The 15494-nt window shown below is 55.5% G+C and carries 13 protein-coding genes; all 13 read right to left on the bottom strand.

Going from position 1 to position 15494, the window contains the following annotated elements:
• Positions 1-109: 109 nt before the first annotated feature.
• The 13 genes from pknB to MKX63_RS25805 all read right to left on the bottom strand — a co-directional run bounded on the left by pknB (position 110) and on the right by MKX63_RS25805 (position 15334).
• Positions 110-2389, bottom strand: coding sequence for a Stk1 family PASTA domain-containing Ser/Thr kinase (pknB, locus tag MKX63_RS25865; RefSeq protein WP_341021201.1), 2280 nt, complete (start codon positions 2387-2389; stop codon positions 110-112).
• A complete protein-coding gene (locus tag MKX63_RS25860; RefSeq protein WP_341021200.1) occupies positions 2386-3162 on the bottom strand; it encodes a Stp1/IreP family PP2C-type Ser/Thr phosphatase in 777 nt (258 codons plus the stop codon). Before MKX63_RS25860 ends, pknB begins: the two co-directional genes overlap by 4 nt.
• A 6-nt stretch (positions 3163-3168) precedes the next feature.
• Positions 3169-4209: a 23S rRNA (adenine(2503)-C(2))-methyltransferase RlmN gene (gene rlmN / locus MKX63_RS25855; RefSeq protein WP_341021199.1), complete on the bottom strand. Its 1041-nt coding sequence runs from the start codon at positions 4207-4209 to the stop codon at positions 3169-3171.
• A gap of 152 nt (positions 4210-4361) precedes the next feature.
• Entirely contained in the window at positions 4362-5849 is a 1488-nt protein-coding gene (gene rsmB, locus MKX63_RS25850; RefSeq protein ID WP_341021198.1) for a 16S rRNA (cytosine(967)-C(5))-methyltransferase RsmB, read from the bottom strand.
• Positions 5846-6787, bottom strand: a complete 942-nt coding sequence (fmt, locus tag MKX63_RS25845; RefSeq protein WP_341021197.1) for a methionyl-tRNA formyltransferase — start codon at positions 6785-6787, stop codon at positions 5846-5848. Before fmt ends, rsmB begins: the two co-directional genes overlap by 4 nt.
• A gap of 5 nt (positions 6788-6792) precedes the next feature.
• The gene (gene def / locus MKX63_RS25840) at positions 6793-7278 is read right to left on the bottom strand and encodes a peptide deformylase (RefSeq protein WP_341021196.1); all 486 of its coding nucleotides are present in this window, start codon (positions 7276-7278) and stop codon (positions 6793-6795) included.
• Positions 7279-7369: 91 nt separating this feature from the next.
• A complete protein-coding gene (gene priA / locus MKX63_RS25835) occupies positions 7370-9901 on the bottom strand; it encodes a primosomal protein N' (protein WP_341021195.1) in 2532 nt (843 codons plus the stop codon).
• A complete protein-coding gene (coaBC, locus tag MKX63_RS25830; protein WP_341021194.1) occupies positions 9901-11133 on the bottom strand; it encodes a bifunctional phosphopantothenoylcysteine decarboxylase/phosphopantothenate--cysteine ligase CoaBC in 1233 nt (410 codons plus the stop codon). Before coaBC ends, priA begins: the two co-directional genes overlap by 1 nt.
• A 240-nt stretch (positions 11134-11373) precedes the next feature.
• Positions 11374-11574 (bottom strand): DNA-directed RNA polymerase subunit omega, encoded by a 201-nt coding sequence (gene rpoZ, locus MKX63_RS25825; protein ID WP_341021193.1) that lies wholly within the window; start codon positions 11572-11574, stop codon positions 11374-11376.
• A 55-nt stretch (positions 11575-11629) separates the two neighbouring features.
• Positions 11630-12199, bottom strand: coding sequence for a guanylate kinase (gmk, locus tag MKX63_RS25820; RefSeq protein ID WP_341021192.1), 570 nt, complete (start codon positions 12197-12199; stop codon positions 11630-11632).
• An 18-nt stretch (positions 12200-12217) separates the two neighbouring features.
• The gene (gene remA, locus MKX63_RS25815) at positions 12218-12478 is read right to left on the bottom strand and encodes an extracellular matrix/biofilm regulator RemA (protein WP_006209218.1); all 261 of its coding nucleotides are present in this window, start codon (positions 12476-12478) and stop codon (positions 12218-12220) included.
• 52 nt (positions 12479-12530) lie between these two features.
• On the bottom strand, positions 12531-13421 hold the full coding sequence (locus MKX63_RS25810) for a YicC/YloC family endoribonuclease (protein WP_341021191.1): 891 nt from the start codon (positions 13419-13421) through the stop codon (positions 12531-12533).
• Between the two features lie 38 nt (positions 13422-13459).
• Complete coding sequence (locus MKX63_RS25805; protein ID WP_341021189.1) at positions 13460-15334, bottom strand: bifunctional homocysteine S-methyltransferase/methylenetetrahydrofolate reductase; 1875 nt, start codon at positions 15332-15334, stop codon at positions 13460-13462.
• Positions 15335-15494 lie beyond the last annotated feature (160 nt).

The following is a 15494-nucleotide window of genomic DNA, read 5'->3' as shown; positions in this document are numbered from 1 at the left end:
CTCTCCTGTATATTTACGCAAATGACCCAAGTGTGAAGTCCCCCGGGTCATTTCGCTGCTTCAACCCTGCCCGTATTCCCGGCAGCCCGGCTGAAGCTTATCTGTTCTATTATTTATGGCCTTTATCTTTGCCTGGCTTGTTGTCAGGGCCCTTACCGTTACCATTACTTTTCCCCTTACCATTACTGTTGCCATTGCTGAGGGCGGATGCCAGTTCATTGTTATTCTGTCCGTTACCCGGAACATAACCCGTCTGGTCCGTCTCGCCCGTCACCTCTCCTTCGCCGGTGTCCGGCGGAATAATCGCCGGATCTGCTGTCGGGTCGGGAGCTGGAGTCTCAACAGGCTGAACAGGCTCGGTCGGAGCGACCGTCGGTGCAGGCGTCGGTGTCTCCTCCGGAGGCGGTTCAGGCTGTTGCACCGTGTTATTCTTGACATCGACATAAGTGATCGGATAAGTCTCCAGGAACTCTCCGTCCCGGTAGACAGATACCATGCCGTCTTTATTAGGGGCAAGCAGCATGTTTACGGATAAGATCTGGCTTTTGCCAATTGTGCGCGTGCCCCATTCCTGATTCTCGCCATTGTTGCGCGCATCTGCAAAGACAATGCGGATCTTGCTTTTCTTGCCTTCTGCGGCCGGCGCTACAGGAACATTAAAGGTGAATTCCAGTGCCTCATCGGGATACCCGGTACTAATGTAGATAGTGATCTTCTCGCCTGGAGGGACCAAATCTCCTGCTTCATATGCCCACTGCTTCGTAACCTTACCCTTCTCGTAAGTGAAGCTCGGCTCTTCCTTGACCGCATCCAGCACCAGACCTACGCTCTCCAGCGCAGCCTTGGCTTCCTTCTCCGTCTTCCCGAGGAGATCCGGCATCTGGGTGCTTTCTTTGCCTTTGCTCACGATCAGCTTGACAGTTACCGTCTCAGGATCATATTCTGCGCCTGCGGCAGGCTCAGAGCTAATGACCTTACCTTTGGCAAACTCTTCACTATAGCGTTCATCCGGTGTTGCAATTCTATCCTGGGCAATACCAAGGGCGATTAGCTCCTTGACAGCATCATCATAACTCAGGTTAGAGATATCCTTAAGCTTAGGAAGAACCTTGGCGGCACTTACCGTCAGGATAATATGAGTTCCTTCTTTGACCATCGTATTGGTCTTGTTCTGCTTCCAGACAATATTCTCTTCGAAATTAGGATTATACTCAACCAGCGCAGGCTCTTCAGCAAACAGTCCCACCGCCTCAAGCTCAGCCTTGGCCTCCTGGAAGGTCTTCCCTGTCACTGCAGGCACCGAGACTTCATCGACCGACAGCTTGGAATTGACATACCACACAATTCCGGTCATGGCGATTAACACGACCAGTGTAAGGCTGATCCACAGTGCAGCGCGGTTCTTACGCTTCGCGGCAGCAGGCGGCGGAGCTTCCTCCATACTGCGGATTCGCTCGTCTCCGCCGCCACGGCTGCTTAGCCCGCGCTGGAGCGGCTTGATCGCCGGAATGATACGTGTTCTGTCCTCATCCTCATCATCCTGGAACAGCATCTTAGCTTCGCTGCGCCGTTCAGGCAGCAGACAGGTCTCCAGATCCTGCAGCATTTGCTTGGCAGACTGGTAGCGCTCCTCCGGGTTCTTGCGCATCGACTTGAGAATAACATTCTCCACGCTTTGCGGAATCAGCGGATTCAGCAGGCGCGGCTCCTCGAATTCCTCCTGCAGATGCTTCAGTGCCACGCTGATCGGACTCTCCCCCAAGAAAGGCAATACACCCGTAAGCATCTGATACAGTACGATGCCTAAGGAGTAAAGATCCGACTTCTCGCCTGTAGTTACGCCCTTGGCATGCTCCGGCGAGAAATAATGCACGGAACCGACCACAGATCCCGTCTGGGTAATCGTAGTAGAAGTAACTGCCCGGGCGATCCCGAAGTCGGTAACCTTAACCCGCCCGTTACGTCCGATCAGAATATTATGCGGTTTAATATCGCGGTGAATAATCTGGTTCATATGCGCATGATCCAGCGCATCACAAATCTGCGAGGCAATCCGCACGGACTCATCCACCTGCATCGGTGCCCGCTCTTTAATAATTTCATTCAGGTTCTTGCCTTCAATATACTCCATAACGATATAATGAATTTCATCTTCCTGGCCGACATCGTATATGCTGACTACGTTGGGATGAGATAACGATGCAGCTGATTGCGCCTCCCGCCGGAACCGGCGGATGAATTCCTCATCATGCACAAATTGATTGCGCAGTACTTTGATAGCAACATTCCGGTTAAGCAGAATATCATGGGCTCTATAGACAAGCGCCATGCCTCCTCCGCCGATCCGTTCGATGACTTGGTAACGGCCGCCCAATTCGTGACCGATCATCTTTCCCACTCCTTTGTCTCGGGCACTGCGGCCTCTCCTTGGTGTTCCAGCATAGCAACGCTTATATTATCGCTGCCGCCCGCAAGCAATGCCAGTTGAAGTAATCGCTCAGCTCTTTCTTCCAGAGATATTTCATGAATTCCGGCTACCTTGCCCAGATGCTCCAGACTGACATAATTGCTGAGCCCGTCGCTGCACAGCAGCAGCAGCTCACCAATCGCAAGCGTAACATATGCCAGATCCGCAGAGACCACTGTATCCGTCCCCAGCGCCCTGGTAAGCACATTGCGGCGGGGATGATTATCCAGCTCCTCAAGACTGATCTGGCCGTTCCTGAACAGCTCATTCACCAGCGTATGGTCCTCGGTTAGCTGCCTGGCCTCACCGTCACGGATCAGATAAGCCCTGCTGTCTCCGATATGGCCGATATAGCCTGCCGACCCTTTCAGCAATGCAGCAACGATGGTCGTCCCCATATTATGGAGCTTCTCATCGCTCTGAGCTTCTCTGTGAACTGTGTTATTGGCTTCCATGATGGCGGCAGTCAGCGCTTCCTTCAGCTCTGCTTCCGGGAGATCAGGCTCCAGCTGGTCCAGAATCCCCCTAACCGTCTCAAGTGCAAGCCTGCTCGCGGTATCGCCAGCCAGATGTCCCCCCATTCCGTCGGCAATAATGCCTAGGGTATAACCGTGGCGCGTGGCGCCGATCCAGACTGAATCCTCATTGACGGTACGTACCCGGCCAATGTCGCTGGCTTGAACTGTTCTGATCAAATATCCTCACCCCAACTCCATATGTTTGGCGCGCAGCTGTCCGCATGCGGCCGCAATATCATGGCCCTGCTCACGGCGGATGGTAACATTCACGCCATGATCGGCCAGTATACGCTGAAATTCAAAGATATCATTGCGGGAAGTCCGGACATATTTGCGCTCAGGCACATGATTGACCGGGATCAGATTCACATGGCAGAGCATGGTCTTCAGCACACCAGCCAACTCCTTTGCATGCTCCTTCTGATCATTCACGCCGCCGATCAAGGCGTACTCGAAGCTGATCCGGCGGCCTGTCTTGGCCTGATAATAGCGCAGGGACTCGATTACATCGTCGAACGGATAGCGGCGGTTCACCGGCATCAGCTTGGAACGGAGCGTATCGTTAGGAGCATGAATTGAGATCGCCAGATTAATCTGAGTATCTTCATCGGCGAATTTGTAGATGTTCGGCACAATTCCGCTGGTGGATACAGTGATATGGCGCTGGCCGATATTCAGGCCCTTTTCATGGATCATCAGACGGAGGAATCTCATAGTTGCATCATAATTCTCGAAGGGTTCGCCTGTCCCCATAATGACAATGCTGCTGACACGTTCGCCGCGCGCATCAAGAATCTGCTGGGAGCGGACTACCTGGGCAACGATCTCTCCTGCAGTCAGATCCCGCTTGAGACCGCCCAGGGTAGATGCACAGAAGGTACATCCGATCCGGCAGCCTACCTGGGTGGTCACACACACACTGTTACCATAATTATGCTTCATAATAACTGTCTCAATCGCATGATCATCATGCAGACCGAACAGGAATTTCACGGTGCCGTCCTTGGACTCCAGCTTCGTAATCTCGGTGAGCGCCGAAATACTGAACTGGTCAACCAGCTTGGCTCTGAGTGCCTTGGAGAGGTTACTCATAGATTCGAAGTCATTAACCCGCTTCACATACAGCCAGTCAAAGATCTGCCCGCCGCGAAAAGCCGGTTCTCCATTGTCCTTAGCCCATTGCTGTAACTCTTCTAATGAAAAATCATATATTAAAGGTTTCATTGTATTTTTGCACCTGTGCTTTCATAAATTATATGCGTATTGTTTCTCATTCTTCCTATTTTAACACAAAACTTAGAACCGGTAAAAGAAAAGCCCGCCGCGCGGATGAATCTGCGGGCGGGAAGCTGTAGTCCGGAAGCACAATCGCTATATTACAAGAGTCGCTCCAGCCGGGCAATATAGAAGCCGTCGCTGCCATAATGATGCGGGAGCAGCTGCATGCCGTCACCGGCAGCAAGTGCGGTTCCTTCCAGCCGTTCCCAGACGGCTGACTTGAAGCTTACCGGAGCAAAGCCGGGATTGCGCTCAAGAAAAGCAGCAATAACCCGGCTGTTCTCCGCCTGCTCGGTAGTACACGTACTGTAGACCAGCACGCCTCCCGGCTTCAGCAGCCCGGAGACCGATTGCAGCAGCTCAAGCTGCAGCGCAGCTACGCTTGCAATATCCTCCGGCTGCTTGCGCCATTTCAAATCAGGCTTGCGGCGGATGACCCCAAGCCCCGAGCAAGGAGCGTCCAGCAGAAGCCGGTCATAGGATTCCGGCTGGAGGGCAACACCCAGCTCCAGTGCATCCCCGCTAGCAGTGGTGATGCACTCCAAGCCTAGGCGTACTGCCTGCTCGGCAATGAGCTTAGCCTTATGCTCATGCAGGTCATTGGCCAGTATTGAGCCCTCGTCCTTCATCAGTTCACCCATATGGGCGCTCTTACCGCCGGGGGCAGCGCAGCAGTCCAGCACCTTCATTCCGGCTTCGGGAGCGACAACCTCGGCTACCAGCATCGAGCTCTCATCCTGAACAGACAGATAGCCGTCCCGGTACCAGGAGGTCAGTGCCAGATTGCCGCCGCCACGGATAACCAGCCCCGCAGGGCTCACCTTCGATTCTGCGGCATCCAGACCGGCTTCAAGCAGTTCTGCCAGCATGGCCTCCCGGCTAATCATCGTTGTATTGACACGGACACTGACTGCTGGCGGCTCATTGTTCGCCGCACACATGGCTTCAGCTGTATCCGGGCCATATTCCGCTGACCAGCGCTTCACCATCCATAGGGGATGGGAGTGCAGGATGGAGATCCGCTCTTCCCGGCTCAGCCCCGCAGGCAATACCGGCAGATCTCCGGCCCGCAGCACACTGCGCAGCACGCCGTTGACCATACCCGAGATGCCCTGATGGCCGCGTCTCTTGGAGATATTCACAGCCTCGTTAACGGCTGCATGCGAAGGCACCCGGTCCAGATACATGATCTGGTACAGGCTTAACCGCAGCAGACTCCTTACCCAAGGCTCCAGCTTGGCTATCCCTTTGCTGACGAAGCTGCTGAGGACATAATCGAGGGTAATCATACGCGAGAGGGTTCCGTACACAAGTTCTGTAGCAAGTCCCGTATCCTCACGGCTGAGGCCCTCTTTCTGCAGACTGCTTCCCAGCAGCAGGTTGCTGTACGCGCCCTGCTGCTCTACACGCACCAGAATATCAAGAGCAACCTCACGTGCAGAAGCCGGCGCAGCGGGCTTGCCGCCCTGCCGGTTCCGGCCCGCTCCGCCGGTTCTGCCTGCGGCAGGCTTCCGGCCGGAGGCCGCTGGCTGGTTGCCGGAAGGATGCGGACGTTGTCCGCCGCCTCCCTTGCCGCCCGCGCTCAACCGAGCACCGTGCCGGGTGCAAGAGTTGCACCACGGCTGAAGTCGGCTGCGCTCATGGCCTTTTTACCGGCAGGCTGAACGGTTGTAAGAAGGATGGCCCCGTCGCCGGTCTTCACCTCAATGCCGCGTTCGCTCACGGACAGCACGGTGCCCGGAGCCACACTGCCGCCCGGTTGTCCCACCGCCTGCGGCTTCACCGCAGCCCATGCCTTGAAGGTCTCGCCGTTCCACAGGGTGAACGCACCCGAGAACGGCACCAGACCGCGGATCTGGTTGTATAGCTCCAGCGAGCCCCGGCCCCAGTCGATCCGTTCATCTTCCCGGCTTAGATTCGGCGCATAGGTTGCTTCACTGTCATCCTGCACGGCAGCTTCCACACGGCCGGCTGCCAGTCGCGGCATCTCTGCCTTGAGGAGCTCCCGTCCGGCAACGCTGAGCTTCTCAAACAGCGTGCCTGAGGTATCGTCATCCTCTATCGCTACCTCCACCCGTGAGATCATATCTCCGGTGTCCAGTCCTTCCGCCATATACATCAGTGTCACACCAGTCACCTTCTCGCCGTTCATGATACAGCGCTGTATCGGAGCACCGCCCCGGTACTTGGGCAAAAGCGAGCCATGAACATTCACACATCCGTTCGCCGGCAGCTCAAGAACGCTCTTGGGTAGAATCTGTCCATATGCGGCGGTAACAATCAGATCCGGCTCATAGGCAGCCAGTTCAGCCACCGATTCAGGACGGCGCAGCCGTTCAGGCTGAAGGACCGGCAAGCCCAGCTCGAGTGCAGCCGCCTTCACCGGGGATGGCACCAGCGTCTTCTTGCGGCCTTGCGGCCGGTCCGGCTGACTCACCACGGCCACTACCTCATAGCCCTCTTCCAGCAGCATCCGCAAGGAGGGGACTGCAAAGGCCGGTGTTCCCATGAACACTATTCTCATTTCATTCACTCCTCAGTTTCACTGCGCTCTGCTGTGTATTCATAGACCTTCTCAGCAATATCCGTGAACAGCACGCCATTCAGGTGGTCAATCTCATGCTGAAAAGCCCGGGCCAGCAGGCCGCTTCCGGTAATGGTCACTTCCTCGCCCTCGCGGTTCAGGCCGTGTACGGTCACTGTCTCAGCACGGCGGACATCCCCGTTCAGGCCCGGAATACTCAGACAGCCTTCGGGTCCGAACTGCTCACCTTCCATGCTGACGATCTCGGGATTGATTAACTTGATCAACCCATGCTCTTCATCGGCATCTATTACAATCAGCCGTTTCAGAATGCCTACCTGCGGGGCTGCGAGACCTACGCCTTCCGCGTCATACATCGTATCGGCCATATCATCAAGCAATTTTTGTACATTAGGGGTAACGGTGGTTACCGTCTTCGCTTTCTTGTGCAATACTTCATCCGGTTCTTTCACAATCAGCCTGATCGCCATTTACACTAACACCATCCTTGTTCTATACATATCATTAATTTTATCGATTCCTTAGGGCAAAACCGCCTTACTATTGTAACACGCCGGAGGATTACATCAACATCTGCGGATCGACATCAATGCTGATCTGCAGACCTTTATCGCGGACGGAATCCTCAAGCTCCTCCGCCACCGTGCGTGCCAGCGCAATGGCGTCAATCGCACCGCGCCATTTGATGATGCACTGGAAACGGTACCGCCCCTTCAGCCGGGGCAGCGGCGAGGCCACCGGTCCCAGCAGATCCAGCGCATCCGAGGAGAGCTTGTCCAGACTGCCGTACCAGCGCAGCTGTCTGGCTTTGCCCTGAATGCTGAGCGCATAGTTCTCCGCCAGCTTCAGCAGCAGCGGAAGCTGCTCATGCGACAGGGTGACCAGAATCAGACGGCAATAAGGCGGGTAATGCAGCTCCTTGCGGTGCTTCAGCTCGTCCCGGACGAATGAACGGTAATCATGCCCGCTGGCATGGATAATCGAATAATGCTCCGGTGTATACGACTGCACCACCACCTCGCCGGGGAGCTGATGCCGCCCCGCACGGCCGGCAACCTGCGTCAAGAGCTGAAAGGTCTTCTCAGCCGCCCGGAAATCAGGCAGATTGAGCGCAGAATCCGCAGTAATGACCCCAACCAGAGTTACATCGGGGAAGTCTAGTCCTTTGGCGACCATCTGTGTACCCAGCAGCACATCGGCCTTCTTGTCCCTGAACTGGTTCAGCAGCTTCTCATGCGAGCCCTTCTCTGTGGTCGTGTCCACATCCATACGGATAACCCGGATACCGGGGAACAGCTTGCCCAGCTCTTCCTCTACCCGTTGTGTCCCGGTCCCGAAGAAACGAATATGCTCACTGCCGCATTCCGGACACAGCTTAGGCGCCGGTTCGGCATGACCACAGTAGTGGCAGCGCAGATTATCGCTGCGGCTGTGGTAGGTCAGCGAGATATCGCATTCCGGACAGCCGGCAACATAGCCGCAGCTCCGGCACATGACGAAGGTCGAGAAGCCTCTGCGGTTGAGCAGCAGCACCGTCTGTTCACCGCGCTCCAGTCTGCTCACCAGAGCGGCATGCAGTCTGCGGCTGAACATGGAACGGTTACCTTCCTTAAGCTCCTCACGCATATCAACTACTGCCACCTTCGGCAGCTCGTTGCCGAGCGCACGGCTCGGCATCTCCAGCAGAACCGGCGAGAAGTGGATATCGCTCTGCGATCTGGCAGCATGATAGCTCTCCAGTGAAGGTGTTGCAGAGCCCAGAATAACCACGGCCCCGCCCTGCTCTGCCCTGCGGACAGCCACATCACGGGCATGATATTTCGGATTCTCCTCCTGCTTATAGGAGCCTTCGTGCTCTTCATCCATAATAATAAGGCCCAGATTGGCGAACGGAGCGAACACGGCTGAGCGTGCTCCGACCGCAACCATCGCCTTGCCTTCGCGGATCTTGCGCCACTCGTCATAACGTTCGCCGACAGACAGCCTGCTGTGCATCACCGCCACCCCGCTGCCGAACCGGCCCTTGAACCGTTCCACCATCTGCGGAGTCAGCGCAATCTCAGGCACCAGCACCACTGCCTGCCGTCCCTGCTCGATGCAGCGCTGGATCGTCTGGAGATAGATCTCCGTCTTCCCGCTGCCGGTCACCCCGTGCAGCAGGAAGACTTCATGCGTCTGCTGCTCTACAGTGCCCACAATCCGCTTGTATACAATCTCCTGCTCCGCTGTCAGCGGTAGCGGGGTACTTGGCTTGAAGTCCCGTCCCTGGTAAGGGTCACGGTAGACTTCAATTTCACTGATTTCAATATAACCCTTGTCTGCAAGTGCTTTGACCGTGCCCGCAGTAACCTGAAGGATCGCCAGAATATCCTTGAGCGGCATCGGCAGCATGGCTTCCATATCAATGAGGTAGGAGAGCACTTCCTTCTGGCGCGCCGAACGCGCCGGGAAGCTGGAGAGCGACTCCCGGGCTGCTGACAGGCCAATAGCCAGGTCGACGGCCTTGAGCTTCTTTTTGCCCATTTTATCCTTAATCGACTGGCTCTCTGCCAGTACGCCGCGCCGCACCATAAACTTAATCGTCTCTGCAGCCTCAGGGAAGGTGCGGGTCAGCAGCTTCATGGATACCTCACTGTGTCGCCTAATGAAATCAATGATCTGCTGTTCTTCGTTATCCGCCTCCAGGAAGAGAGGAAACAGCTCATCTGCGGGGGCGCTGGCCTCCTCCTCTGTACTCCCAAGCGAGATTAGGCGCTCGGCTTTGCCCTTCAGGGCAGTCGGAAGCATCGCCTGCAGTGCGGAGATCCGTCTGCAGGCGTATCTTTGGCTCATCCAGTCGGCCAGCTCAACGAGCTCCGGCGACAGTGGAGGAAGCAGATCCAGTACTTCTACAATCGGCTTCATCCGCGAGACACCGCCGGTCTCCCCCGATTCCAGGGACACTACGAACCCCTGGACCGTGCGGGGACCGAACGGAACAGCCACACGGCTGCCCACTTCAATCCAGAGCTTCAGAGCGTCCGGGATAATATAGTCAAACGGCCGGTCGGTGCTGCGTACAGGAACATCGACAATGACCTTGGCAATATCCATTATAGTAAGGCTCCGGCAACACGCTCAGCTGCCAGCCGCAGAATCCGGCGCGCCACCTCATCCTTGGAAGCCAGCGGAAGATCAAGCACCAGACCTTCGGCATCATACACCTTGACAATGTTGGTATCCGTGCCGAATCCCGCGCCTTCTACGGCCACATCATTGGCTACGATCAGATCAAGGTTCTTGCGGACCAGCTTATCCTTGGCATAAAATTCGGTGTTGCCGGTCTCGGCGGCAAAGCCGATCAGGAACTGCTTCTCCTTGCTTCTGCCCAAACTCTCCAGAATATCAGTTGTCTTCACCAGCTCCAGCGTCATAGTGCTGCCGCTCTTCTTAATCTTCGAGTCACTGCTCTCGCGTGGACGGTAATCGGCAACCGCCGCTGCTTTTACAAGAATATCGCAATTACTCCAGCGGGCCAGGACCGCATCGTGCATCTCCTGTGCCGACTGGACGCGGATCAGATCAATACCGGCATCACGGGGCGGCGCTTCATCGGTACGCGCGGCAATCAGCGTCACCGCGGCTCCCATGGCGCGCGCTGCGCGCGCGAGGGCGAAGCCCATTTTACCCGAGGAATCGTTGGAGATATAACGGACAGGATCTATGCGTTCTACTGTTCCTCCTGCGGTAATTACCACTTTTTTGCCGGCAAGCGGCCCGGAGGTCTTCTCCTTCTGCAGTACAAAAAAGTTCTCAACCACCTTCACGATCTCTTCCGGTTCCTCGAGCCGTCCCTTGCCCACATACCCGCAGGCCAACAGCCCTTCTCCGGGTTCAATAAACTGAACGCCTCTGTTATACAGGGTATCCATATTGCTAAGGACTGCCGGATGCTGATACATATGGACATTCATTGCCGGAGCTACCATAATAGGCGCTGTTGTAGCAAGAAGCGTGGTGGACAGCATATCATCTGCCAGGCCGTGGGCCATCTTGGCGATAATGTTGGCCGTAGCCGGAGCAATCAGAACCAGGTCGGCGGCATCTGCCAGATCAATATGCGAAATCGAAGACGGGTCTCGCTCCTGGAACGTATCACTATACACCCGCTGCTTTGACAACGACTGGAGCGTCAGCTCTGTAATGAACTGCTTGGCCGATGACGTCATAATGACATGCACCTCGGCCCCCTTCTGGGTAAGCTTGCTGGTCAGCGCCGCCGCCTTATACGCAGCAATACCGCCGGTGATTCCGAGTATAATCGACTTCCCTTGTAGGCTCTTCATTTGTGCTCTCCCCCCGCTACTGAATCTATATACAGCCTCAGCCTTTCCATATAGATAGAGAAAAAAATAACAACCTTCCGGTTGTCAGGAACAGCCCGGTACGGGCTATTATTTGTTTATGAGCAGCCTGCCCGGCAGAAATGGTCCTGCCGCCCTTATTGTGGCGGCACCATTTCAAGCAAGACAAGTGCGGACAGATTATGCACCAAAGCTTCTCCAGCTTAGGCGATAAATCTGGTCCTATTCCTCGCCGCGTGTGACCACAATGCGGTCTTCATAGATTTCTTCAAGTGCAACCCCAACGAATTTGTGGGATTTCGGAGCGCTGACATCGGTCTTGCCGCCTTCGCGGAGTGCTCTGGCCCGGCGGGCTGAAGCCACGACCAGGGAATATTTACTGTCGACCTTAGTCATCATTTCGTCAATGGATGGATATAGCATGTAAGGCACCTCTTCATCTTTTACTGTGTAGCAATGGACTTATCTGCAGAACCGGTTATCTAACCTTACAATGTTCGGCGATAATAATGCTTTCTATTCGCTTGCAAGCCAAATCAATCTCATCGTTCACCACGGCATAATCATAATGCCGGATCAGACCGATCTCATCCTCGGCCACAGACATCCGGTGGCTGATCACATCAGGATGCTCCGTGCCCCGGCCGCGGATGCGGTCCTTCAGCTCGTCCATGGACGGGGGAAGAAGGAACACAAAGATACCTTCGGGGAATTTCTCCTTGACCTTGAGCGCTCCCTGAACCTCGATCTCCAGAATAATATCTCTTCCGCTCTCCAGGGTTCTCTCTACAAAGTCACGCGGAGTACCGTAATAATTGCCCACGTACTCCGCATATTCCAGCAGCATGTCGCCTTCAATCATATCATCGAACTGCTCTCTGGATTTGAAAAAATAATTGACTCCGTTCTCTTCACCCGCACGCGGTAAGCGCGTGGTGGCAGAAACAGAATAGACGAGTTCAGGCATCTTCGGCCGCAGCGCTGTGCATACCGTACCTTTGCCGACACCGGAAGGGCCGGATAGTATAATCAGCAATCCTTTTGACATAGTACACTCCATTTGTTGTTATTCGTCGTTATCGTCGTCTTTGCTGGATAGGCGGTGAGCTACCGTCTCAGGCTGTACAGCCGAGAGAATCACATGGTCGCTGTCGGTAATGATGACAGCCCGCGTCCGCCTTCCGTAGGTGGCATCGATCAGCATATGCCTGTCTCTGGCCTCCTGGATAATTCTCTTAATCGGTGCCGATTCCGGGCTGACAATGGAAATAATGCGGTTCGCTGACACGATATTCCCAAAGCCGATGTTGATTAATTTGATTGCCATGTTCCGGTTGTTCCCCCCATAAGTAACATCATAGCTTGCTCACTGGTTCTTGTCATTCGAGATTCGCCGCCTGCTCGCGAATCTTCTCAAGCTCCGCCTTCATATCAAACGTCAGATTCACAACCGCCAGATGCGTGCACTTCGACCCTATTGTGTTGGTCTCCCTGTTCATCTCCTGGATCAGAAAATCAAGCTTGCGTCCGGCAGGCTCGCTGCCCAGCAGCAGGGCCCGGCATTGGCCGAAATGGCTGTGAAGCCGGGTCAACTCCTCATCAATATTGCAGCGGTCGGCAAAAATAGCCATCTCCATGCCAAATTTATGCTCATCCCAGGGAAAGCTCCCGTCATTCAGCAGGTTAAGCCGCTGCCGCAGCTTCTCGCGCTGCTCCTCCACAACCAGAGGCGCATATCTGCTGATTCCGGCATGCAGCTCTTCCAGACGGTCAAGTCTGCGCGTCAGATCAGCCGCCAGATAGGAGCCTTCGCGTCCGCGCATCTCCAGCAGGGCCTCCAGACTAAGCTGGAGACCCTGCTCCAGAAGCTCTGCAAGTTCTCCGGAAGCGTCAGCAGCAGCTGTCTCTTCCTTCGGTTCCATCACACCGGGCATAGCAAGGATATCCCGCAGGGACAACTCACCCTTGAAGCCATACTCCCGGACCAGCACCTCCGCTGCATCAAGATAGGCGCTCACCCTGCGGCGGTCCAGCACAGGCGTGTCAGCCGCCCCGTCGGTGAGTTCTCTATTAATAATAACATCTACCCGTCCCCGTCTGATATGAGCCTGAACCATTCTGCGCAGTCTATCCTCATACCCCGTCCATTCCCTGGGCAACCGCAGCACAACTTCGCAGTACCGGTTATTCACCGATTTGACCTCGAATGTTATCTTGTGTCCGCCGGATTGCAGGGCTGACTGACCGTATCCGGTCATACTATATGACAACGGAATCACATCCATTACACTATTGTAATTGATTATTACTAGCGAAACAAGGGGGATAACTTACGTCCTTGCTTCTTCCAAATATACTCCAGCAGCTGCACGCTCATATCATAGAACATAAACGGCGTAATCAGATAGATTCCGTTAAAATGTGCAATCGCCGCATCCAGCAGCTCCTTGGCGATCAGCACCCCTTCGGCCCGGCCCGCTTCGCCTTCGAGTCCGGCCATCCGGCTGCGGACCTCGGCGGAGAGCTGAATGCCGGGAACCTCATTATGCAGATACTCGGCATTGCGTCCGCTGGCCAGCGGCATAATGCCGATGAAGATCGGAATATCAAGGTGCTCTGTAGCCTTAGCAATCCGGGCAATCAATTCAGGGTCATACACGGGCTGGGTCATAATATAATCTGCACCCGAGGCAATCTTCTTCTCCAGGCGCTCAACCGCTTTGTCCAGATGCTTGACATTGGGATTGAATGCTGCACCGATGACAAATTTCGCGTTCTGCTTGAGCGGCTTACCGGAGAAGGCCACGCCGTCATTGAGCTGCTTGATCATACGTATAATTTCAAAGGAAGTCAGGTCATAGATCGAGCTTGAGCCGGGCAGGTCCCCGAACCGGGCAGGGTCTCCGGTCACGGCCAGCACATGGTCAATCCCCAGCGCGTCGAAGCCCATCAGATGCGACTGGGTACCAATCAGGTTGCGGTCGCGGCAGGCAATATGCACCAGCGGCCGCAGGCCTGTGCGGGCTTGCACCAGATGCCCCAGCGCCATATTGCTCATACGGGTTACAGCAAGCGAATTATCGGCCAGCGTCAGGGCATCGGCTCCGGCCCGGCGCAGCGCTTCTGCGCCCTTCATGAACTTCGCGATGTCCAGATCGCGCGGAGGGTCAAGCTCTACGATGACGGTGTGGCGTTCCTTGACCAGATCGACCAGCGTCGGCTCGCCGCCTCCCTGCCCCCCGTCATCCGCCAAATGCTCCTGCACCGCAATTCTCTCAGGCGCGCTGAAGGCAGCGGGCTCAGGCAGCGGCTCCACCACATAGCCCTTAAGGGCGGCGGAGATTTCAGCGATATGCTTAGGGGTGGTGCCGCAGCAGCCCCCGATAATCCGGCTGCCCATATCCGCGAACACCGGTGCCATCTGGCCGAAATACTCCGGTGATGCCCCGTAGCGGTACTGGCCGTCTACATAATCGGCTACGCCCGCATTCGGATAGATCGACACCGGCAGCGTCAGCTTGCCCTGTAGGGTACCCAGCGCACGCTTGATCCCGTTTGGTCCGGTGTTGCAGTTGAAGCCGATTACGTCCGCTCCGTCCTGCTGCAGAATATGGAAGGCTTCGGGAAGGGTTAACCCGTCCAGCGTCCGCGCCGAATCGTCCACCGCCAACTGGCAGATTACCGGCAGCGGGCTGAGTTTGCGCACAGCCTTCAGCGCCAGATGAAGCTCCTCGACATCATAGAAGGTCTCCAGCATGATTCCGTCCGGCGCTTCCTCCAGAAGTGCAGCAATCTGCTGCGAGAAGAATTTCTTCAGCTCAGAGGAAGACAGATTCGCCCGTTTGCCGGCACGGATCGAGCCGATGGCTCCGACCACATAACCGTTCTCGCCGGCAGCCCGGCGGGCAATGCGGACACCCGCACGGTTGATATCCGCCACCTTGGCTTCCAATCCGAACTTCGACAGCTTGTCGTAGTTCGCGGAGTAGGTATTACTCTCCAGCAGTACAGCACCTGCATTGATGTAGCTGCGGTGCACATCCTCAATGACCTCCGGTGAGGTCAGATTCAATTCCTCGTAGGAGATGCCGACAGGGAAACCCTTTTGATACAAAAAAGTTCCCATCGCTCCGTCTCCGACCAACACGCTGTTCTCCCATGCAGAGCGCAAATCCGGCTTCACCGCAAGAACCTCCCCTTGACTGACATTAGTTTCATACTAATGTAACATAAATCGGGATGGATGATAAGCTTTAGCAAGCAAAAGAGGCAGGCGTCCGTTATTCTTGTATGCCAGTCCGGCAAATGAATCATACTACGCTTAATCTTGCCGGAAGGAGACT

It is taken from the genome of Paenibacillus sp. FSL R7-0179, from assembly GCF_038002265.1.
In the GTDB taxonomy this organism is placed as follows: Bacteria; Bacillota; Bacilli; order Paenibacillales; family Paenibacillaceae; genus Paenibacillus_AQ.
The sequence above is the reverse complement of the archived record's forward strand: the minus strand, read 5'-3'. Positions and strand labels throughout refer to the sequence as shown.